Genomic DNA, 19349 nt, shown 5'->3' on the forward strand with positions numbered 1-19349 from the left:
GCGTCGTCGGCGTGTTACAGGATTGCACCCCGGTTACAGAGGCTTTTTCTCCGCAAACCAATCAATCCCCGCCACTGAAAAACTCCGCCGGGTAATCATCCACCTGAATTGCCCGGTACCTGGCCCGTTCTGCCGCCAGGTAGGCATCCGCGTCCTCCTGGCTGCAAAGCTCCTTCTCCACGGCAGCTTTTGCAAGGCTTTCGTCATCCTGCGTAGCCGGCAGCTTACCCTGCTTGACAGCATCGCGGATCGCCTTGCGGGTATCCCGGGTGGCCAGCAGCTGCTGAAAGGCATTCTCGATAACGAAGGCTGGGTCCTCGTCACGGTCACCGATATAGGTCAGGCTGGTGAGCCGGGTGCGGAGTTCGTTGTCGGTAAACATGGTCTGGACTATCTGATGCTCTAACCGGTCGTCTGGCAGTCGATAGGAACTCCCGAAGGGGAAGACGATCAGGCGCAACAGCCAGGCCACCGGGCGGTTGGGCAGGTTCTCGAAGAACTCCTTTAGTGCTACCTGGCAGTTGTACAGAGCGGTCTGCAGGTTCCAGTGCACATAGGGCAGGTCGTCCGACTGGCTGCCGTTGTCGCGGTAATATTTCAATACGGCGCAGCCCAGATACAGGTTGCTGAGTACGTCGCCAAGCCTGGCAGAGAGCCGCTCCTTGCGCTTCAGACCGCCACCCAGCAGCATCATGGCGATGTCGGACACCAGCGCCAGGGCGGAACTCATGCGGGTCAGGTGCCGGTAGTACTTCGCGGTGGGTCCGCTGACCGGTGCGCGGGCCAGCCGTGCGCCACTCAGGCCCAGACTCAGGGTGCGCACGAAGTTACTGATGGTATAACCCACGTGGCGGAAGAACAGGCTGTCGAACTCTTTCAGTCCGGCCTTCTCGTCCGGGTCCTTGGCAGCCTGCATTTCCCGGAAGATAAAGGGATGGCAGCGGATCGCGCCCTGGCCGAAGATTATCAGGTTGCGGGTCAGAATATTTGCGCCCTCTACCGTGATGGCGATCGGTGTGCTCATGTAGGCATAGGCCAGGTAATTGCTCTGGCCGAGGATCAGGCCGCGGCCACCGTGCACATCCATGGCATCCTGGATCACCTGGCGGGAATTCTCCGTCATGTGGTACTTGGCGATTGCCGACACCACGGAGGGTTTGATATGCAGATCCACGGCGCCGGCAGTCATTACCCGCGAGGCCTCCAGCTGGTAGGTATAGCCGGCGATGCGCGCCAGTGCCTCCTCGATACCCTCGAAGTTTCCGATAGACAGGTTGAACTGGCGGCGGATACGGCTGTAGGCACCGGTCAGCCGGTAGCTTACCTTGGCGACGGCGGTGCCGAGGGCGGGGAGGGAGATGGCGCGGCCTTCCGACAGGCATTCCACCAGCATCTGCCAGCCTTTACCGGCGTACTCCACGCCGCCGATGATCCAGTCCAGGGGGATGAATACGTCGTTGCCCTGGGTGGGGCCGTTCATGAAGGCCATGCCCATGGGGTAGTGGCGGTTGCCGTGTATGACGCCTGGATGACTGGTAGGGATAAGAGCGACGGTGATGCCCAGTTCCTCCTGATCACCCAGCAGCTGGTCCGGGTCGAACATCTTGAAGGCCAGCCCCAGTACCGTTGCCACAGGAGCCAGGGTTATATACCGCTTATTCCAGGTGAGGCGCAGGCCCAGACACTCCTCGCCATTGAATTCACCCTTGCAGACGATGCCCTGGTCGACGATAGCTCCGGCGTCGCTGCCGGCCTCCGGGCTGGTCAGCCCGAAGCAGGGGATCTCGGTGCCTTTGGCCAGGCCGGGCAGGTAGCGCTGCCGTTGTTCTTCGGTGCCGTATTTCATCAGCAGCTCCGCCGGCCCCAGGGAGTTGGGGACCATGGCGGTCACCGCCGCGCTGGCGCTGCGGGTGGCCAGCTTGGTGACGATGCAGGAATGGGCCAGGGCGGAGAAGCCCTTGCCGCCGTATTCGGTTGGGATGATCATGCCGAGAAAACCGGCGTCTTTCAGGTACTGCCAGGCTTCCGGAGAAAGATCCTTGCGGAGCTGGACGATATCCCAGTCGTCGAGCATGGCACAGAGTTTCTCTGTTTCATTATCCAGGAAGGCCTGTTCTTCGGCGCTTAATTCCGGTTTCGGGTAGCCCAGAAATTCTTTCCAGTCCGGATCGCCCTGAAACAACTCGGCCTCCCACCAGACATCGCCGGCTTCCAGGGCTTCCATTTCCGTGGTGCTCATGGGTGGCAGCACGCGCTGAAAGAAACGGTAGATCGGCCGGCTTAACAGCTGTCGGCGAACGCCTTCGGCAAAAAAGAAAAAACCTACCAGCACCAGTATCAGCCAGGGCAGGATGGCCAACTCCCACAGCCAGGTGGTGCCTATCAGTACCAGCGTAAGCACGAACAGGATGGTCTCCATGCGGGCACGCCTGTAGGCAAAGACCCAGATAGCGCCGAGAGCGATGATGACTTGAATCAGAGTGTCCATAGTGTCTCCTGATGAGTGAAGCGGTGGCAGGTTGATTGACAAGCGCCGAATTGTTGAAGCTGGCCAGGTGTGAGCCTGGCAGGCCGGTGACAAACTCTCTGCGTGGCCGTCACGACGTAAAAAACAGTTCCAGGTTGCTCAGTTGGGCCCAGGGAACTTTGTGTTTCTGTCAGTATCTGCCCCCCATGACCAGTCTCGAATCTGTCTCTCACTGGTCGGAAAACCAGTCTTTGAATGGTGAAAACTGAGACCGGGTAATAGTCTACTACTAATCCCATCCGAAAGCGGATCAGCAACCTGACTCAAAGCAGAAGAGCAAGCCGAAACCGGAGCCGGACGGCTATCCAGATTTGAAACTGGAACCATTGTAGCGCTATCTCAGCCATCAGTCAGATGGGATGCCTGGTTGCCGAGCGGGCGTGACGTTCTGGCAGCGGCTGCCAGATAGGGCCGAGAGGCGCTGCTGAATTATCCGGCAGCTACCAGATGGTCGAAAGGCGCTACTAAGTTATCCGGCGCGCCTAAGCGCAGTCAGATTGACGCCACACAGTGCAAGGAACAGGATCTCCAGTTCCTGCCAGGGGTCGCCGTCATGCAGCCCTTTGACGGTGTAGTCGACCACCCGGGCCTGGTCCAGCAACCGATAAATCTGGGCCGACCGCAGACGCGTCAGGGCGCGACTCACAGGCGCCTTGCGTTTGAAGTTGCGCCCGACCGCTTCGTCAGCTACCCGGGCAACCGGCTGCCCGGCTTCCACCTGCTTTGTCCGCGGCAGCAGGCGGCGCAATTCGGCGCTGGTGGCGCCCAGAATCGCCAGTGGTTCAATGCCTTCGTCCCGCAGCCCCTGGAGTATCCTGAGGCTTCGAACCGCGTCTCCGCTGAGCGCGGCATCCAGCAGGGTGAACACCGTGTAACGGGAACTGTCTGCCACGGATTGCAGAACCATCTCGGCGTCCAGTTCGATAGCGCTGTCTCCGGTGGGGTTGGTCAGCAGCCTGAGTTTTTCAATCTCCTGTACTGCGGCCAGCAGGTTGCCCTCGATGCGCTGCACCAGTAACTGAATCGCCTCAGGCGTTGGGCGCAGGCCTGCTTTCATCAGGCGCTGCCCCAGCCAGTCGGGAAGTTCGGCCACGGACAAGGGCCAGACGGGCAGAAACCACGCGGCTTTCTCCAGGGTCTTGAACCACTTGGTATTCAGGGTGGCAGGTTCAACCCGGGAACTGGTGATCAACAGCAGGTAGTCGGGATTGGGAGACTCCAGGTAGTCCAGCAAGGCTCGCCGGCCGGGCTCCTCCAGCTTGGGGGAGGCCAGCCTGAGATCAATCAGCTTGCGCTCGGAAAACAGCGACAGGTTGTTGACAGTCTCCTTGAACTGACTCCAGTCGAAACTGCGATCGACGTTGAAGACTTCCCGCTCTTCGAAGCCGCTCTCCCGGCAGAAACTGCGCACGGCATCGGCAGCTTCCTGCAATAGAAGGGGCTCGTCACCGGCGATCCAGACCAGGGGTTTGAGATCCTTTTTGAGGCTGGGCAGCAGCTGTCCGGCTTGCTTTATCTGCATGGTGCTTTCAGGATGCCGTACCGTTGCTCGTTGCCGCCTCCAGGCGGCGCAACAGGCGGTTTACCAGCTCACGTCGCAATTCACTCTGAATGACTTCGCGCTCCTCCAGCGTGCCGGTGATATTGCCGGTGTTTTCGTAGTAGACCTGCTGAATTATCAGGTCTTCAGGGCCCAGCAGCTGGTTTTCACCCTGTATCATGCTGACCGGCAGAGTCATGCGGATGTCATATTGGGCTGCCCTGGCCCGGGGTGTGACGGTGATGGGTCTGATGCGCCGTTGTTCGGCGCCCACAATCAGTACCGGCAGGCCCGGGTTAACGGTGTCGGCGTCGATTTCCGTCACCGCCACGTTGGCATCCTGCAGGGCGCGGCGCAGCAGCCCGGCGATCTCATCGCCGGGCTGCTGCAGGTAGAGCTGCAGTTCCGGGAGGCTGGCTGACAGGGCATCGCTGCCTCGCAGGCTGAAACCGCAACCAGACAGGACAGGCAGCAGCAGCGCCACTAAAAGGCTTTTAAACAGTCTGGTTGCCATTAAGATTTCCTGTCTCCAATAAGGTCCGGGTGCCTGGTCATGGTCTTGCCGGTCAGCCGCCCCGTTTTTTTACGACTTACTCTTCGTCTTAATCGTTGGCGATGCTGCACCCATCCCTTAGCTGGAAACCACCACATTAACCAGTCGGCCCGGTACGACGATGACTTTGCGTACCTCGCCCTCGCTTGTATAGCGCCGGATGGTTTCGTGGTCGAGGGCCAGCTTTTCCAGAGTCTGTCGATCGGCGTCTTTGTCCACCTCAATCTTGGCCCGCAGCTTGCCATTGACCTGCAGGACTATAACGAGTGTGGATTGCTTGAGTGCCGCCCTGTCCACTGTGGGCCAGGGTGCATCAATGACCGCTTCACTGTGCCCGAGGTGCTGCCACAGAACGTGGCAGATATGGGGCACTACGGGCGCCAGCATCAGTACCACCGTGGACAGTGCTTCGGTAACCAGGGCGTTATCCAGATCGGTGTCACTTTGTTCGACAAACTTGTAAGTGTCATTGATCAGCCCCATCACCGCAGCGATGGCGGTATTGAAGGTCTGCCGGCGGCCGAAATCGTCGCCGACTTTCTCCAGCGTACTGTGAATGGCAAAACGGAACTGCTGCTGTCGTTCGCTCAGGTTGCCATGGTCCAGCTTCGCCGGATCCGCTGGCTGATGGTCCGCCACTATTTTCCACAGCCTTTTCAGAAAACGATAGCTGCCTTCCACGCCGCTGTCGGACCATTCGAGCGACTGGTCCGGTGGCGCGGCGAACATGGTGAACATGCGGACTGTGTCGGCACCGTACTTTTCGATCAGGGACAGGGGGTCGACGGTGTTGCCCTTGGACTTGGACATTTTACTGCCGTCCTTCAATACCATGCCCTGGGTAAGCAGCCGGGTGAAGGGTTCGTCCGAACTCAGCAGCCCTTCGTCACGCAGCAGTTTGTGGAAAAAGCGCGCATACAGCAGGTGCAGGATGGCGTGCTCTATGCCACCGATATACTGATCCACCGGCAGCCAGTAGTCGGCCCGCTCGTCGAGCATGGCATCGTCCAGGTCGCGGCAGGCATAGCGTGCATAGTACCAGGAAGATTCCACGAAGGTGTCGAAGGTATCGGTTTCTCGCTCGGCCTCGCCGCCACATTCCGGGCAGCTGGTCCGGTAGAACGACGGCATTTTTTTGAGTGGTGAGCCGCTGGCGTCGAACTCAATGTCGGTTGGCAACAGCACCGGGAGATCTTCCTCGGGTACCGGTACGGTGCCACACTGCTGACAGTTGATGATGGGAATCGGAGTACCCCAGTAGCGCTGCCGGGATACGCCCCAGTCCCGCAGGCGGAAATTCACCTGGCGCTGGCCTTTGCCCTGCTCGGTCAGAAATTTCTCGATGGCCGAAAACGCCTGCTCAAAGTTCAGGCCGTCAAACTGCCCGGAATTGATGAGCAGGCCCTTTTCAACAAAGGCTTCACTGCCCAGATCACAGGGCGTGTCGGTGCTGGCGGGTTGGATGACCTGCTTAACCGGGAGGCTGTACTTGCGGGCGAATTCCCAGTCCCGCTGGTCGTGTCCCGGTACCGCCATGACCGCGCCGGACCCATAACTCATCAGTACGAAATTTGCCACGTAGACCGGCACCTGGTCGCCGCTGATGGGGTTAATGGCCTGCAGCCCGGTATCGATACCGAGTTTCTCCATGGTAGCCATGTCGGCTTCGGCCGTCTTGGTATGGGACTGTTCTTCGATGAAGGCTCTGACCGCGGGGTTTGTTTCAGCGGCCAGTTCAGCCAACGGGTGTTGAGGGGCTACCGCCACATAGGTCACACCCATCAGCGTATCCGGACGGGTGGTATAGACAGACAGAGTCTGGTAGGCCGCGTCATCCTGGTCAGCGACTTCGAACTGCAGTTCAATACCTACCGAGCGGCCTATCCAGTTGGTTTGCATGGTGCGCACCTGTTCCGGCCAGCCGTCAAGTTTATCCAGGTCGTCCAGCAATTCCTGGGCGTAATCGGTAATTTTGATGAACCACTGGGGAATCTTGCGGCGCTCCACGAGGGCGCCTGACCGCCAGCCACGCCCGTCGACAACCTGCTCATTGGCCAGCACAGTCTGGTCAACCGGATCCCAGTTGACCTCGGCCTCCCGTTTGTAGACCAGGCCTTTCTTGAACAGGCGAGTGAAAAACCACTGCTCCCAGCGGTAATAGCCCGGGTGGCAGGTCGCCAGTTCCCGGTGCCAGTCGTAGGCAAAGCCCAGCTGTTTGAACTGCCCGCGCATGTAGTCGATATTGCTGTATGTCCAGCCAGCCGGCGGCACCTGCTTCTGGATGGCCGCGTTCTCGGCCGGCAGGCCAAACGCATCCCAGCCCATGGGTTGCAGCACATGCTTACCCTGCATGCGCTGAAAGCGACTGATCACGTCACCGATGGTGTAGTTCCTGACATGGCCCATGTGCAGGTGGCCGCTGGGGTAGGGGAACATGGACAGGCAGTAGAATTTCTCCTTGCCGGTGTTTTCCTCGGCCCGGAAGCTGTCGTTGGTTTCCCAGTATTGCTGGGCCGCTGATTCCACCTCAGCGGGGGTGTAGGTATCGTTAATACTGCTCATGGTTTCTGTATTCGCTGCATGCTGTGAGACACCGGTTCGGTGCGGGGTCAAGAATACCCCAGGGTGGATGTTTCACCAAATGCCGGCTCGTACTGGAGAACCTCTGATTAATTACTAAAGTGCAGAACGTTGTGGTAATTAATCAGAGGCTCCTTAATATCAGGGTGTTGTGGTAATCAGTCAGAGGTCCCCTAGCGACCCAGTTTGGAAATCTTTTTCGTACCGGCGTCCAACAGGCTGGAAGTTACTTTGAGAAGTTTGATCTGGCGGCTGTCTGCATTCAGGACCGTAAACAGAAACGGACCAATGTTGATCTTTTCGTCCCGCTCCGGAATATGGCCAAAGCGCTGCAGAACCAGCCCGCCGATGGTGGAGAATTCCTGTTCGCTGAATGCGGTATTGAAGTGTTCGTTGAACTCGTCGATGGGGGTAAGAGCTTTGACGATATGATTTTCATCATCAAATCGCTTGATGTAGCTCTCGTCGTCGACGTCGTATTCGTCTTCGATTTCCCCGACGATCTGTTCCAGTACATCTTCAATGGTTACCGCTCCGCAGACACTGCCATACTCATCGATAACAATCGCCATGTGGTGTCGGGTTTCGCGGAACTCTTTCAGCAGCACGTTGAGTCGCTTGCTTTCCGGTACGAACGTGGCAGGTCTCACAATATCCTTGATGGAGAACTTGTCGACATTCTGCTGTAAAACCAGAGGCAGCAGGTCCTTGGCCAATAGAATGCCAAGCACACTGTCAATATTTTCGCCAATAACGGGGTAACGGGAGTGAGCTTCCTTCGCCACCTGCTCGATGATCTCCTGGGGTGACAGTGTGGCGGAGACTGTCACCAGCTGGGAGCGTGGGATCATGATTTCCCGGACCTGCATGTTGGATACCTGCAGCGCACCTTCGATGATGCTGAGCGCATCGGAGTCCAGAACCTTGTCCTGCTCGGCATTACGTAACACCGCCAATAGACTCTGCACGTCGTTGGGTTCGTCGGAAAAGATCTGGGTAATTCTGTCCAGCCAGGAGCGGGGTTTCTGCTCGGTATCAGATGGCTCTTCGGTCATGTCCGCTTGAATCTCATGTTGCCGCTGTAAAAGTGTTAACAGGCCCTAGTTAATCAGGTAAGGGTTTGGGAAACCCAGTGTTTTCAGCACGTCTGTTTCCAGCGACTCCATGGCTTCCGCCTCTTCAGGGGTTTCGTGCCGGTAGCCGTGCAGGTGCAGGAATCCGTGTGTCAGCAGATGTGCCCAGTGAGCCTCCCGGCTCTTGCCCTGCGCGCTGGCTTCCGCCAGTACTACAGGCGCACAGATTGCCAGGTCACCCAGTGGCAGCCTTGCCAGGCTGTCTAGCACCTGGTCCGGCAATTCGCAGCTGAAAGACAACACGTTGGTTGGCGAGTCTTTGCCTCGGTAATCACGATTCAATGCCGCCGACTCCGCTTCATCCACCACACGAATACTCAGGAAGAGCGGTTTTCCGGGCCGCGCCAACTGGCGGCTGGCGGCGGTCAACCAGGTTTCCATGTCGCTGGCCTGGGGAACCCAGTGGTCCGGACAGCCGTTGTCCAATTCAACTTTCACGCTGTTCACGGTCGTTTATCGAGGCGTTGTCCGGGCCGAGATTGGCAATCGTCTGGCGGTCATGGGCATCGTAGGCCTCGACGATTTTCTGTACCAGCCGGTGCCTCACGACATCCCTGGCGTCGAAATAGGTAAAGCCGATGTCGTCAATGCCTTCGAGTACCTTGGTGGCATGGACCAGGCCTGATCGGGTCCCCTTCGGCAGGTCGATCTGAGTAACGTCGCCGGTTATAACCGCGGTAGAGCCAAAACCTATCCGGGTCAGAAACATTTTCATCTGGGAGGCCGTGGTGTTCTGGCTTTCATCCAGGATGATAAAGGAATTGTTCAGCGTTCGGCCGCGCATGTAGGCCAGTGGCGCTACCTCGATGACGTTTTTCTCAATCAGCCGTCCGACCCGCTCGAAGCCGAGCATTTCGTAGAGAGCATCATAAAGGGGGCGCAGATAGGGGTCGATCTTCTGGGCCAGGTCACCCGGCAGGAAACCGAGCTTTTCCCCGGCTTCAACTGCGGGGCGGACCAGAAGCAGACGGCTTACCTGCTCCTGCACCAGGGCTTCCACCGCGCAGGCTACCGCCAGGTAAGTCTTACCGGTGCCGGCCGGACCGATACCGAAGTTGATATCATGCTGCTTGATGGACTTGACGTAGTCCTGCTGGTGTCTGGTACGAGGCTTGACGGAGCTTTTAGGTGTGCGGATTAACGATTCGTCAGCAGGCCCCTGCTCGGGGGCGTCTTCCTGTTGAGACTCGCGCAGGGCGAGATGTACCTGGTCGGGGCTCAGGGTTTCGCCATTCCGGGTAGCCAGGTAAAGGGCTTTCAGCACCTTCCCCCCACCTTCAATAGCTGCCTCCGAGCCGGACAGACGGAACTGGTTGCCGCGCTGCTGGATTTTAACCGCCAGGGAATTCTCGATCTGGTGAATATGCTCGTTGAGCCGCCCGCAAAGGCTTGCCAGGCGCTGCGCATTGTCTGGGAGCAGGGTTATGCTCCGGGAGTGAATCTGTTCGGTCATGAAACGGGGGTCAGAACCTCGAGCTGATCATAGTGCCGGTAGTATACCAATCTGACACCGGTTGTAAGCATTTTAATGCCACAATTATTGATCTTGATGGGCTTCAGAGCTCTCCGCGCAGGGAATTGCTGTAAGCGTCAAGAATTTTTACATCCGCAAACTGTCCGATCAGGCTGTAGTCATCGCAGCGAAAATTGACCACCCGGTTGTTTTCGGTGCGACCCTGCAATTCGCCGGGGTCTTTTACCGACGGGCCGGTTACCAGAATACGCTCGGTGCCTCCTACCATGGCCTGGGCAATGGCGCGGGCCTGGGCATTGATCTGTGCCTGCAGGGTGGCGAGCCGGTGTTTCTTTTCCTGTTCGGGGGTTTCATCTTTCAGGTCGGCGGCCGGCGTGCCGGGGCGGGCACTGTAGATAAAGCTGAAGGAAAGATCGAATCCGATTTCGATAATCAGGTTCATGGTGTCTTCGAAGTCGCGATTGGTCTCGCCGGGGAAGCCGATGATAAAATCCGACGACAGACTGATGTCCGGGCGAATAGCCCGGATCCTGCGGATTATCGATTTGTATTCCAGAGCAGTGTGCCCTCGCTTCATGGCGGCCAGGATGCGATCGGACCCGCTCTGGACCGGCAGGTGCAGGTGGCTGACCAGCTCCGGAACCTGGCCGTATACATTAATGAGGTTGCTGGTGAATTCTACCGGGTGCGAGGTGGTATAGCGGATTCTGTCGATTCCGTCGATGCTGGCAACGTAGTTGATCAGGGTCGCCAGATCGATAATCTCACCTTGATGGCTCAGGCCACGATAGGCATTAACGTTCTGCCCCAGCAGGTTGATCTCTCTGACACCCTGACTGGCCAGATGCACAGCCTCCGCCAGCACGTCGTCCAGTGGCCGGCTGACTTCCTCGCCGCGGGTATAAGGGACGACGCAGAAGCTGCAGTATTTACTGCAACCCTCCATGACGGTCAGAAAAGCCTGGCAGCCGGTTACTTCCGGCTCCGGCAGGCGATCAAATTTCTCAATTTCCGGGAAGCTGATATCCACCACTGGCCCTGAACCGGTCGCGGCGGCCAGCATCTCCGGCAGTTTGTGCAGGGTCTGGGGGCCGAAAACCACGTCCACATAAGGGGCTCGACGGCCGATAGCAGCGCCTTCCTGGCTGGCTACACAGCCTCCCACGGCTATCTTCAACTGCGGGTTCTGCTCTTTCAGAGCCCGCCAGCGACCCAGCTGGTGAAAAACTTTCTCCTGGGCCTTCTCCCGAATCGAGCAGGTATTGAGCAGCAGCAGATCGGCGCTGGCCGGGTCGTCAACCAGTTCGGCGCCCTGGTGCTCCCGGAGTAAATCCAGCATCCTTGATGAATCGTACTCGTTCATCTGACAGCCATGGGTCTTAATGAACACCTTGCGTGGCTGTGGGGGCTGGTCCGGATTGTGGATTGCTGGTTTTTCCAAACTGTCAGTCATTGCCGTATCGTCAGGTAAATAAATCAGTGCCAGAAAACTGGCGCAAGTATAGCAGTAATTTGGTCGGGTTCCGGATTTGTGCGGGTCCTCGGCTTGAAAATCATCGCAATAGCCGGATATTAGCGGTAGGCTAGCAGGGTGTTGCTGCGAACAGGACACCTTCGGCCACACACCGACGCAACTCACGGCAAAGGTAGGAACCCATGGGTAAACCAACTGAAATATACAAGATCACTTTTCTTAATAAGGGGAAGGTTTACGAAATATTTGTGCGCCAGGTTTACCAGAGCGACCTGTACGGGTTTATCGAGGTCGAGGAGTTCGTCTTCAATGAACGAACCCAGGTCGTGGTGGATCCATCGGAGGAAAAGCTCAAGGCGGAATTTGCCGACGTCAAACGCAGTTTTATCCCCATGCAGGCTATCATGCGTATCGACGAGGTGGAAAAAGGCGGCATCAGCAAAGTCACCAGCGGCGATAACATCACGCCGTTCCCTTTGCAAATACCAGGGGGCAAATCCGATCGTGGCCGCAGTGATCCGGTCTAGGAGGCTGTCGGACTTAACACTGATCTACGGCGGAAAAGCCGGATTTCCCGATCTTTTTCGTTAAATAGGTCAACTATTCGCCTCAAAAGATCGAAAAATCTGACTCAAACCGGCTTTCCCTCGTTACGATCGGTTAAGTCCGCCAGCCTACTAGCCGGCATCGAAAAGCCAGCCGCGGGCTTCGCTCAGGCGGTTAAAACAGGGTCCGAATACCTTTCAGTTGCTGAGAACCACCGGGTTTTGTTCCGTGTGTGTGGGAGCGCCCGCCTCGGCTGCGGATCCGGCCGCCCGCCAGTAGGAGCGTACTGCTTAACCCAGAGCCCGCTTCACGGTTGCCAGTTCCACACACAGCGTAAAAATTTTCATGGCCGCTTCTATCTCGCCCAGCTCCGGGAAAGACGGGGCCAGTCGGATATTGCTGTTTTCCGGATCCTTGCCGTAAGGCCAGGTTGCCCCGGCCGGGGTCAGTTTGACGCCGGCTGCCCCGGTCAGTGAAACCACCTCTTCAGCCAGCCCCGGTTGGGTATCAAACAACACGAAGTAACCACCAGCCGGTTCGGTCCACGTTCCAACTGGCTGTCCGCTGACGGTTTTGCCACCCAGAGCGGACTCCAGGTGCTGCAATACCAGGTCAAATTTTGGCTTCAGGATCGCACGCTGCTTTTCCATGTGGGCCGCAATGGTGTCGGTATCGCGGAGGAATCTGACGTGTCGCAGCTGATTCACCTTGTCCGGCCCGATAGTTACGTAAGACAGGTGCTCTGACAGTGCCTTGATATTGGCCTCCGAGCTGGCCAGAAAGGCCATGCCGGCCCCCGCAAAGGTGATCTTGGAGGTTGACCCCACGGCATAGACAGTATCCAGGGTGCCGTTCTGTTCGCACAAAGTAAGGATGTTGGCCAGCTCAGGCGGGTTTCCCACCAGGTGGTGCACCGCATAGGCGTTGTCCCAGATTATGCGGAAGCTCCGGCCGGCGAGCCTGCCGAGCCTGGCAAGCCGCTGCACCGTGTCATCGGAATACACAACCCCGCTGGGGTTGGAGTATTTAGGGACGCACCAGATACCCTTGATCAGTGGGTCCGACTGCACCAGTTGCTCTACCTGGTCCATGTCCGGGCCGGCGTCATCCATCGCCACGGGAATCATGTCGATGCCCAGCGCCTCACAAACAGAAAAGTGGCGGTCATAGCCCGGCGCGGGGCAGAGGAATTTGACCTTGCCAGTTCCCGCTTCCTTCTTCCAGGACTCACCGTCCGAACTGCCAAACAGGTGATTGTAAAGCACACACTGATACATCAACTGCAGGCTGCTGTTACCGCCCACCAGGGTCTGCTGCAGCCGGCAGCCAAGATAATCGGCTGCCAGCTGGCGCGCTTCGGGGATCCCGAGCCCGCCGCCATAGTTACGGCAGTCGGTGCCATCAGCAGCCCGGTAGTTGCCCTCCAGAATACCATCCAGTGAGTCACTGAGAGCGAGCTGGGCAGCCGAAGGTTTGCCCCTTGTCAAATCGAGACTGACCCCCTGGGTCAGGATTTTCTGGTATTCGGCCTGTAGCTCTTGAAGCCGATCTTCGAGTGATTCACTGCGGTTATCGCCGCTGGCGGGAGAGTCTGGGTTCAATGCCGGCTCCTGAAATAGAAAAAGAATTAAGCACCTGGTTCCTGCAGCCAAACCAGGAACCTGTTATCGGGGTGTTTGATCGATCTGGCAACTCTTGCCTATCTTGTAACTCTTATACACTTGTAACTCTTATACACCTCCTGCCCGGCGAAACTCTGATCAATCGCAGAGTATTGCGGCGCCTGGCCAGGGTTACCCTGTCAGGGCCGTCTGCGGCAGGAGTGTCACCCCAGACACACAAGGGCTCGCAGCAGACAGGCAAGTTTACCCAGTCCACGAGTTCAGGGCCAGAGAGTAAGAGAAGGAATTGCTGTATAGTGCTGCAGCCAGTCCTACAGCCTTTATTGAGCCGCCATGTCTTCAGAAATATCCTCCCATCCCTACGATGCCCTGACTCCCGACCGGGTGATGACGGCACTGGAAGCGCTGGGCTATTGTTGTGATGCACGAATCTATCCCCTTAACAGCTATGAGAATCGTGTATACCAGGTCGGTATCGAAGGCGCAGAAACGGTCGTGGTTAAATTCTACCGCCCTGGACGCTGGAGCGATGCCCAGATACTTGAGGAGCACCAGTTTGCCCTTGAGTTGCAGGAGCTGGAAGTTCCCGTTGCGGCACCGCTGGACTTTGAGGGCAGGGGGACGCTGCTGGACGATGGCTTGTTCCGTTTCGCGGTCTTTCCCCGTCTGGCAGGGCGTGCTCCCGAGCTGGATGAGATGGACAGTCTGCTGACTATCGGTCGCTATCTGGGGCGGGTTCATCTGATTGGCGCCAAGACACCCTTTTTGACGAGAGAAAGGCTCAGTGTCGAGGAAATGGCCGTGCAGCCCAGGCAGTTCCTGCTGGAGAATGATTTTATTCCACCAGAATTGCGGGCTGCCTACGAATCGGTGTCCAGGGATCTCATCGACAGGATTCAGGCGGATTTTTCCTTCGCTGATTCAGTGCGGTTTTTCCGGATTCATGGTGACTGTCACCTGGGCAATGTGTTGTGGCACCAGGGAACGCCTTTTTTTGTCGATTTTGACGATGCGGTCATGGGGCCGGCGATACAGGATCTCTGGATGCTGTTGTCCGGTGAGCGGGATCAGCGTCAGCGACAGCTTCAGGAGTTGCTGGAGGGCTACACTGAATTCTGTGATTTTGCGCCGGCCGAATTAAAATACATTGAAGTGCTGAGAACACTGCGCCTCATCCGCTACGCTGGCTGGCTGGCCAGACGTTGGGAGGATCCGGCTTTCCCGCGCAGTTTTCCCTGGTTCAATTCGGTCCGCTACTGGTCTGACCATGTGCTAGAACTTCGCGAGCAGCAGGCTGCGCTTGATGAGCCGCCGCTGCAGCTGTTTAATTTCGGGGGTCCTGGTTATTGAGTGCCGCCCGATGAAGCTTCCTTGCTGAAGAACACATGGCTGTCCAGCGCTGACTTCAGGCCGGGTCCCAGGCCATTTCCCGTCTGGCCGGATGGCCCTGTTCCCATGCACTGAGAGGTGTGCACGAACTCAGGAGGAGGCCGAGCCCCTGCAGGGCTTTTTGACCATGACTGCGGATCTGATCATGTTCACCACTCCCGCTGGATGTCCTGTTCGCTACTGTTGCTCCAGCAGAGCCTTTACTTCTTCCTCGATCAATTCGATGTCCCCATTGCGAAAGCCCTCGTGAACCATTCGCACCACCCCTTCGCGGTCTATCAGGTAGGAAGTCGGCATGCCATAAACGTCATACTGGGCCGGGGTTTCCCCGTCCGGGTCAGCGGGAATAATGAAGTCGAGAGGGGTGTCCAGCAGAAAATCCAGGCCGTCTTCAACCGGATTGTCGATATTGATCCCGACTACTTCCAGGCCCTGGTCCCGGTACTTGTTGTGAAGGTCGTTATACAGAGGCAGAGACAACAGGCAGGGGGCACACCACGAGGCCCAGAAATCCAGGTAAACCACTTTGCCCCGTAACTGACTGAGGGTAAAGTCCGGTTGACCTTCCTGAATGTTGGCCAGGGTAAAATCCGGGGCCAGATCGCCTTCCTCCACTGCCAGCGCCGATAGTGGCAGGCCCATGCCCAGGGTGACGGCGGTCAGTGTACTAAGCATTTTTTTGAACATATTGAATATCCTGGTTGTGTTGCCGAAACTAGTCAAATTGCGCGCTAACCCGGGTAATTGGCAGGCCCAGGCCGCACCTTAGTCGCTTACCCGGTGCCAGTAGATTATATGTAAGCCCGGCTCTCCAGACGAGTCTCGCCAGCCTGATTCAGGGATATTGACTCTCCGTACGACCTGTTGAGTAGTCGTCCGGTCGAAATCCCCTGCATATCGCCTCTATCGGGGATCAGGCGCCTGCCAGGCCCGGATTGGTCAAGTTCTGCAGCATGAATTCCCAGCGTTTGCGCTGGAACTTCAGTTTATAGTGCATCTCCCGGTAGGCATCACGTATCAGCAGCAGGTCAAACTGGCTGAGAGATTCCTGCAGGTTGTGGCTCTTGGCTTCATACCAGGAAATGCGGTGGCGATTCCAGAGTTTCAGGGTCGCACGCAATTCCTGGTATTCCTGTTCCAGCCGATCTCGCCATTTTTCCGGCAGTTTCAGCAGGTCACACTTGGCCGCGGCCTGTTGAAATTGCAGTTCCACCCGTGCGGCCTCGATACTGGCCGGGTTGCAGCGCCTCAAGTCACGGGTCAGTCCGAACAACGACAGGCCGCGAATCAGCCATTTGGTGGGATCCCACTGCCACCAGCGAATACCGTTCCGGTAATCCCATTGAAAGGCATGGTGGTAGTTATGGTAACCCTCGCCATAAGTAATCAGAGCCAGCAGGCCATTGTCCCGCGCTGAATTCCCGATGCTGTAGGGTTGCCTTCCCCACTTATGTGCCAGGGAGTTAATCAGGTAGGTTACATGCTGGCTGAGAACCAGGCGCAACAGTCCGGCCAGCAGCAGACTGGCAAGCAGGTCGCCGTGCAGCCAGCCAATCAGGGCCGGCAGAGCGATGTTCATGATCAGCACCAGTGACAGGTAGTGCCGACTCTGCCAGCGGAGTATGGGGTCTTTCTGCAAATCCTTGACGTTGCTTAAGTCTTTCAGGCCGCTGGGATAGCGGCGCAGGATCCAGCCGATATGGGAGAACCAGAATCCTCGGCCTGCGGAGTAGGGATCCCGGTCATTGTCGTCCACGTGGAGGTGATGGCGCCGATGGTCAGATGCCCAGGTCAACACGTCATTCTGCAGAGCACAGGCACCACCCAGGGCGAACAGGACCTTGATGGCGGGGTGCGCCTTGTAGGCCTTGTGCGACCACAAACGGTGGTAGCCTGCAGTAATGGAGAAGCCACAGAATGCCATGAACAAGGCGAATACGGCCCATTCAAACAGATCATAGCCGTAGAAATACCCGTAAAGGGGCACCAGAGTAACCGCAAACAGCGGGGTGAGACTGAACAACAACATATTGGTCCAGTTGATGGGTGCCTTGCTCATAGATCTGAGTCCTTCTTTAATAAAACCAATTCGAAGTACAGCCGGCTCTATTCCGCAGATGACGGATTCTTAACCGGCTACGGCGACATCCTCGGCCTGTAGCCCCTTGGATCCCTCGCAAACAAGGAACTCCACGCGCTGGCCGTCCCGCAGTACGCGGTGTCCCTTCCCCCGTATAGACCGGAAATGGACAAAAACATCGTCACCTCTGTCCCGGGTGATAAAGCCAAACCCTTTGCTGGCATTGAACCATTTTACGGTGCCGAGTTCCCGTGTTTCTTCTGACAACCTCACAGTTGAGGATTCTGTCGGCTGGATGAACCGGTAGCCCAGCCAGGCGGAAAGCATTGAAATCAGTAAGGTGGACAGTCCGAATGTCCCGAGCAGGGCGCCGGTCGATACCTCGGGCGATTGAGGCAGGAATAAATAACCTGGCACAAGGCTAAGCACGGTGACGGCCAGGCCAATACAGAGTAGGCGAATTAACATGTTGATTCTCTTTTCGATTCTTCTAGTTCTTAAAAGGGTGCGGGTGAAACCCGGGCAATTCTAAACCAGCCCTCAGCAGAAATAAAACCACCGTAGCCTGCCCGCAGGATGGCACCGGGCTCCCCGGTTCTTTCAGGTTGGATTCAGCTTGGCGAGGCTATGCTGCGGGTCACGGGATAGGGAAACCTGTCCCGGGAATTAAAAAGCTGACTGAATCGGGATCCAGAGCGGGAGTCCAATGAAAATGAAACAACAAATGATTAGAACAGGTATTTTTCTGACCGTGTCGCTGTTTGCGGGATCGCTAGCGGCCCAGGTCGAGTACGAGTATGCCCCGGTTGTCGACGTGCGGCCCATTATCCAGGTCGTGGAAATATCCACCCCGCAGGAGCAGTGCTGGGAAGAGGAATACCTGGTAGAGCGGAATTCCCGCGGCAGCGAATCGCACACACCAGCGATCCTGGGCACTATCCTGGGCGGGGCTATTGGCAATGCGGTAGGTCACAATAAGTCCAATCAGCGGGTAGGTACCGTGGTGGGCGCCGTATTGGGTCACTCAGTGGCACGTGATATCATGCGCCAGAATCAGGGCCCCGGCGTGCGAGAGGTGGAGACGGTCGAGCGTTGTGAGACAGTTTACCGATCCCGTGAAGAAGAACGGATAGTCGGTTATAACGTCACCTACAGCTACAATGGCAAGGATTACACTATGCGCACCGATTCCGATCCGGGAAGCGAGATACAGTTAAGGGTATCGGTTGAGCCGATACTGTAGCGTTGTCCGGCACCGTCAGTCGTCGTCCGGTTTCAGTGTTGCGGTGTCACGCTGATGGCACTTCAGTCGGTTTTACCAGTTGGCCTGCGCAGGCGTACACATTCGAGGTTAGCATTGTTCAAGTTCTGTAAACTCTGTTTGATTGCAGCCATGGCTGTCGCGCCGGTGTCATCTGGTTTCTCCCAGGTGGCCCCAGTCGTGCAGCCTGGACAATTGGACATCAACAACAACAGTTCACCTCGGGATGTCCGGCAGTCTCAGGCTCCTGCGCCAAGGATTTCGGAGCGCCAGGCAGTCAGTCTGGCCCGGGAGCGGTTTGCCGGCAACGTGCTGCGAATTTCACTGGTCGGGCAGGGACAGAATCGTCGTTATCAGATTCGCATGGAAAACGAGGGCAAGATTTTTACTGTCTTCGTAAACGCCACGACCGGCGCAGTGAGCGGGGGTTGATAAGCCTCCCGCCAGTTCCACCTGTCCTGGCAGCTGATTTGTTTGAAGAGGCAGTCCGCCAATGAAATTACTGGTAGTTGAGGACGAAAACCTCCTGCGCCAGCAGCTGGTGAAATCTCTCATAGAAGAAGGCTATGTGGTCGATGGGGCCGAAGATGGCCGCGCGGGTCTGTATTACGCTCAGGAATACGACTACGACGCCGCAATTATCGATCTGGGTCTGCCGGAAATTGACGGTATCGAGCTGATCGAAACCATCCGCAAGGCAGGCAGCCAGTTTCCTATTCTTATTCTCACCGCCAGGGGGGACTGGCAGGACAAGGTGGCCGGCCTCGACGCGGGAGCAGACGACTATGTGGTCAAGCCGTTCCAGATGGAGGAAATCCTGGCCCGCCTCAATGCACTGCTGCGGCGTGCGGCAGGGTTTGCCAAGCCTCGGCTCGAATTTGGACCGATCAATCTTGATCTTTCGGCCAAGCTGTTGACGTTAAACGGAGAGAAGGTCGACCTCACCGCTTACGAGTACAAGATGCTTGAATACCTGATGCTGCATCCGGGGCAGGTCATTTCAAAGTCCGAGCTGACCGAGCACTTATACGCCCAGGATTATGACCGGGACAGTAATGTCCTCGAGGTGTTCATTCGTCGTCTGCGTCAGAAGCTGGACCCGGATCAGACACTCAACCCCATCGAAACGGTCCGTGGTCAAGGCTATCGTTTCTGTCTCAGCTGATCGCC

16 protein-coding genes and 1 pseudogene are annotated in these 19349 nt (G+C 57.2%); 5 read left to right on the forward strand and 12 right to left on the reverse strand.

The genetic code is table 11. The features are described from left to right. Positions 1 to 61 precede the first annotated feature (61 nt). The 8 genes from R3F50_14270 to miaB all read right to left on the reverse strand — a co-directional run bounded on the left by R3F50_14270 (position 62) and on the right by miaB (position 11260). Entirely contained in the window at positions 62 to 2488 is a 2427-nt protein-coding gene (locus R3F50_14270) for an acyl-CoA dehydrogenase (protein MEZ5491468.1), read from the reverse strand. 508 nt (positions 2489 to 2996) lie between these two features. Next, positions 2997 to 4049: a DNA polymerase III subunit delta gene (gene holA / locus R3F50_14275; GenBank protein ID MEZ5491469.1), complete on the reverse strand. Its 1053-nt coding sequence runs from the start codon at positions 4047 to 4049 to the stop codon at positions 2997 to 2999. A gap of 7 nt (positions 4050 to 4056) precedes the next feature. After that, positions 4057 to 4581, reverse strand: a complete 525-nt coding sequence (gene lptE, locus R3F50_14280; GenBank protein MEZ5491470.1) for an LPS assembly lipoprotein LptE — start codon at positions 4579 to 4581, stop codon at positions 4057 to 4059. A gap of 117 nt (positions 4582 to 4698) precedes the next feature. Next, positions 4699 to 7182 carry a leucine--tRNA ligase gene (leuS, locus tag R3F50_14285; protein MEZ5491471.1) on the reverse strand — a complete coding sequence of 828 codons (2484 nt, stop codon included), beginning with the start codon at positions 7180 to 7182 and terminating at the stop codon, positions 4699 to 4701. A 191-nt stretch (positions 7183 to 7373) separates the two neighbouring features. Continuing rightward, positions 7374 to 8255 carry a transporter associated domain-containing protein gene (locus tag R3F50_14290; GenBank protein MEZ5491472.1) on the reverse strand — a complete coding sequence of 294 codons (882 nt, stop codon included), beginning with the start codon at positions 8253 to 8255 and terminating at the stop codon, positions 7374 to 7376. A gap of 45 nt (positions 8256 to 8300) precedes the next feature. After that, positions 8301 to 8714, reverse strand: a complete 414-nt coding sequence (gene ybeY, locus R3F50_14295; protein MEZ5491473.1) for an rRNA maturation RNase YbeY — start codon at positions 8712 to 8714, stop codon at positions 8301 to 8303. 46 nt (positions 8715 to 8760) lie between these two features. After that, positions 8761 to 9786 (reverse strand): PhoH family protein, encoded by a 1026-nt coding sequence (locus R3F50_14300; GenBank protein MEZ5491474.1) that lies wholly within the window; start codon positions 9784 to 9786, stop codon positions 8761 to 8763. Between the two features lie 103 nt (positions 9787 to 9889). Next, complete coding sequence (gene miaB, locus R3F50_14305; GenBank protein MEZ5491475.1) at positions 9890 to 11260, reverse strand: tRNA (N6-isopentenyl adenosine(37)-C2)-methylthiotransferase MiaB; 1371 nt, start codon at positions 11258 to 11260, stop codon at positions 9890 to 9892. 203 nt (positions 11261 to 11463) lie between these two features. On the opposite strand from miaB, the gene R3F50_14310 reads away from it, so the two are divergent. Continuing rightward, entirely contained in the window at positions 11464 to 11808 is a 345-nt protein-coding gene (locus R3F50_14310) for a DUF1820 family protein (GenBank protein MEZ5491476.1), read from the forward strand. Positions 11809 to 12117: 309 nt separating this feature from the next. On the opposite strand, the gene R3F50_14315 is transcribed toward R3F50_14310, so the two are convergent. After that, positions 12118 to 13428 (reverse strand): aminotransferase class I/II-fold pyridoxal phosphate-dependent enzyme, encoded by a 1311-nt coding sequence (locus R3F50_14315; protein MEZ5491477.1) that lies wholly within the window; start codon positions 13426 to 13428, stop codon positions 12118 to 12120. Positions 13429 to 13782: 354 nt separating this feature from the next. Between R3F50_14315 and R3F50_14320 the strand changes: the two genes are divergently transcribed. Then, positions 13783 to 14799, forward strand: a complete 1017-nt coding sequence (locus tag R3F50_14320; protein MEZ5491478.1) for a serine/threonine protein kinase — start codon at positions 13783 to 13785, stop codon at positions 14797 to 14799. A 216-nt stretch (positions 14800 to 15015) separates the two neighbouring features. On the opposite strand, the gene R3F50_14325 is transcribed toward R3F50_14320, so the two are convergent. The 3 genes and pseudogenes from R3F50_14325 to R3F50_14335 all read right to left on the reverse strand — a co-directional run bounded on the left by R3F50_14325 (position 15016) and on the right by R3F50_14335 (position 17179). Then, the gene (locus R3F50_14325; GenBank protein ID MEZ5491479.1) at positions 15016 to 15525 is read right to left on the reverse strand and encodes a TlpA disulfide reductase family protein; all 510 of its coding nucleotides are present in this window, start codon (positions 15523 to 15525) and stop codon (positions 15016 to 15018) included. Between the two features lie 226 nt (positions 15526 to 15751). Continuing rightward, on the reverse strand, positions 15752 to 16897 hold the full coding sequence (locus R3F50_14330; GenBank protein ID MEZ5491480.1) for a fatty acid desaturase: 1146 nt from the start codon (positions 16895 to 16897) through the stop codon (positions 15752 to 15754). 69 nt (positions 16898 to 16966) lie between these two features. Further along, positions 16967 to 17179, reverse strand: a pseudogene (locus R3F50_14335) (cold-shock protein). A gap of 451 nt (positions 17180 to 17630) precedes the next feature. Between R3F50_14335 and R3F50_14340 the strand changes: the two are divergent. The 3 genes from R3F50_14340 to R3F50_14350 all read left to right on the forward strand — a co-directional run bounded on the left by R3F50_14340 (position 17631) and on the right by R3F50_14350 (position 19344). Continuing rightward, on the forward strand, positions 17631 to 18161 hold the full coding sequence (locus tag R3F50_14340; protein ID MEZ5491481.1) for a glycine zipper 2TM domain-containing protein: 531 nt from the start codon (positions 17631 to 17633) through the stop codon (positions 18159 to 18161). A 198-nt stretch (positions 18162 to 18359) separates the two neighbouring features. Beyond that, positions 18360 to 18611, forward strand: coding sequence for a PepSY domain-containing protein (locus tag R3F50_14345; protein MEZ5491482.1), 252 nt, complete (start codon positions 18360 to 18362; stop codon positions 18609 to 18611). 61 nt (positions 18612 to 18672) lie between these two features. Continuing rightward, entirely contained in the window at positions 18673 to 19344 is a 672-nt protein-coding gene (locus R3F50_14350) for a response regulator transcription factor (protein ID MEZ5491483.1), read from the forward strand. The last annotated feature ends 5 nt before the right edge of the window (positions 19345 to 19349 follow it).

The sequence above is a fragment of the Gammaproteobacteria bacterium genome, from assembly GCA_041395725.1.
In the GTDB taxonomy this organism is placed as follows: Bacteria; Pseudomonadota; Gammaproteobacteria; order Pseudomonadales; family Pseudohongiellaceae; genus NORP240.

Excerpts from the sequence above, each read along its gene's own strand:
- R3F50_14350 (MEZ5491483.1), top strand. The coding sequence starts at position 18,673 with ATGAAATTACTGGTAGTTGAGGACGAAAACCTCCTGCGCCAGCAGCTG.
- R3F50_14300 (MEZ5491474.1), bottom strand. The coding sequence starts at position 9,786 with ATGACCGAACAGATTCACTCCCGGAGCATAACCCTGCTCCCAGACAAT.
- R3F50_14325 (MEZ5491479.1), bottom strand. The coding sequence starts at position 15,525 with ATGTTCAAAAAAATGCTTAGTACACTGACCGCCGTCACCCTGGGCATG.
- R3F50_14290 (MEZ5491472.1), bottom strand. The coding sequence starts at position 8,255 with ATGACCGAAGAGCCATCTGATACCGAGCAGAAACCCCGCTCCTGGCTG.
- lptE (MEZ5491470.1), bottom strand. The coding sequence starts at position 4,581 with ATGGCAACCAGACTGTTTAAAAGCCTTTTAGTGGCGCTGCTGCTGCCT.
- R3F50_14270 (MEZ5491468.1), bottom strand. The coding sequence starts at position 2,488 with ATGGACACTCTGATTCAAGTCATCATCGCTCTCGGCGCTATCTGGGTC.
- miaB (MEZ5491475.1), bottom strand. The coding sequence starts at position 11,260 with ATGACTGACAGTTTGGAAAAACCAGCAATCCACAATCCGGACCAGCCC.
- holA (MEZ5491469.1), bottom strand. The coding sequence starts at position 4,049 with ATGCAGATAAAGCAAGCCGGACAGCTGCTGCCCAGCCTCAAAAAGGAT.
- R3F50_14330 (MEZ5491480.1), bottom strand. The coding sequence starts at position 16,897 with ATGAGCAAGGCACCCATCAACTGGACCAATATGTTGTTGTTCAGTCTC.
- R3F50_14310 (MEZ5491476.1), top strand. The coding sequence starts at position 11,464 with ATGGGTAAACCAACTGAAATATACAAGATCACTTTTCTTAATAAGGGG.
- ybeY (MEZ5491473.1), bottom strand. The coding sequence starts at position 8,714 with ATGGAAACCTGGTTGACCGCCGCCAGCCGCCAGTTGGCGCGGCCCGGA.
- R3F50_14340 (MEZ5491481.1), top strand. The coding sequence starts at position 17,631 with ATGAAACAACAAATGATTAGAACAGGTATTTTTCTGACCGTGTCGCTG.
- R3F50_14320 (MEZ5491478.1), top strand. The coding sequence starts at position 13,783 with ATGTCTTCAGAAATATCCTCCCATCCCTACGATGCCCTGACTCCCGAC.
- leuS (MEZ5491471.1), bottom strand. The coding sequence starts at position 7,182 with ATGAGCAGTATTAACGATACCTACACCCCCGCTGAGGTGGAATCAGCG.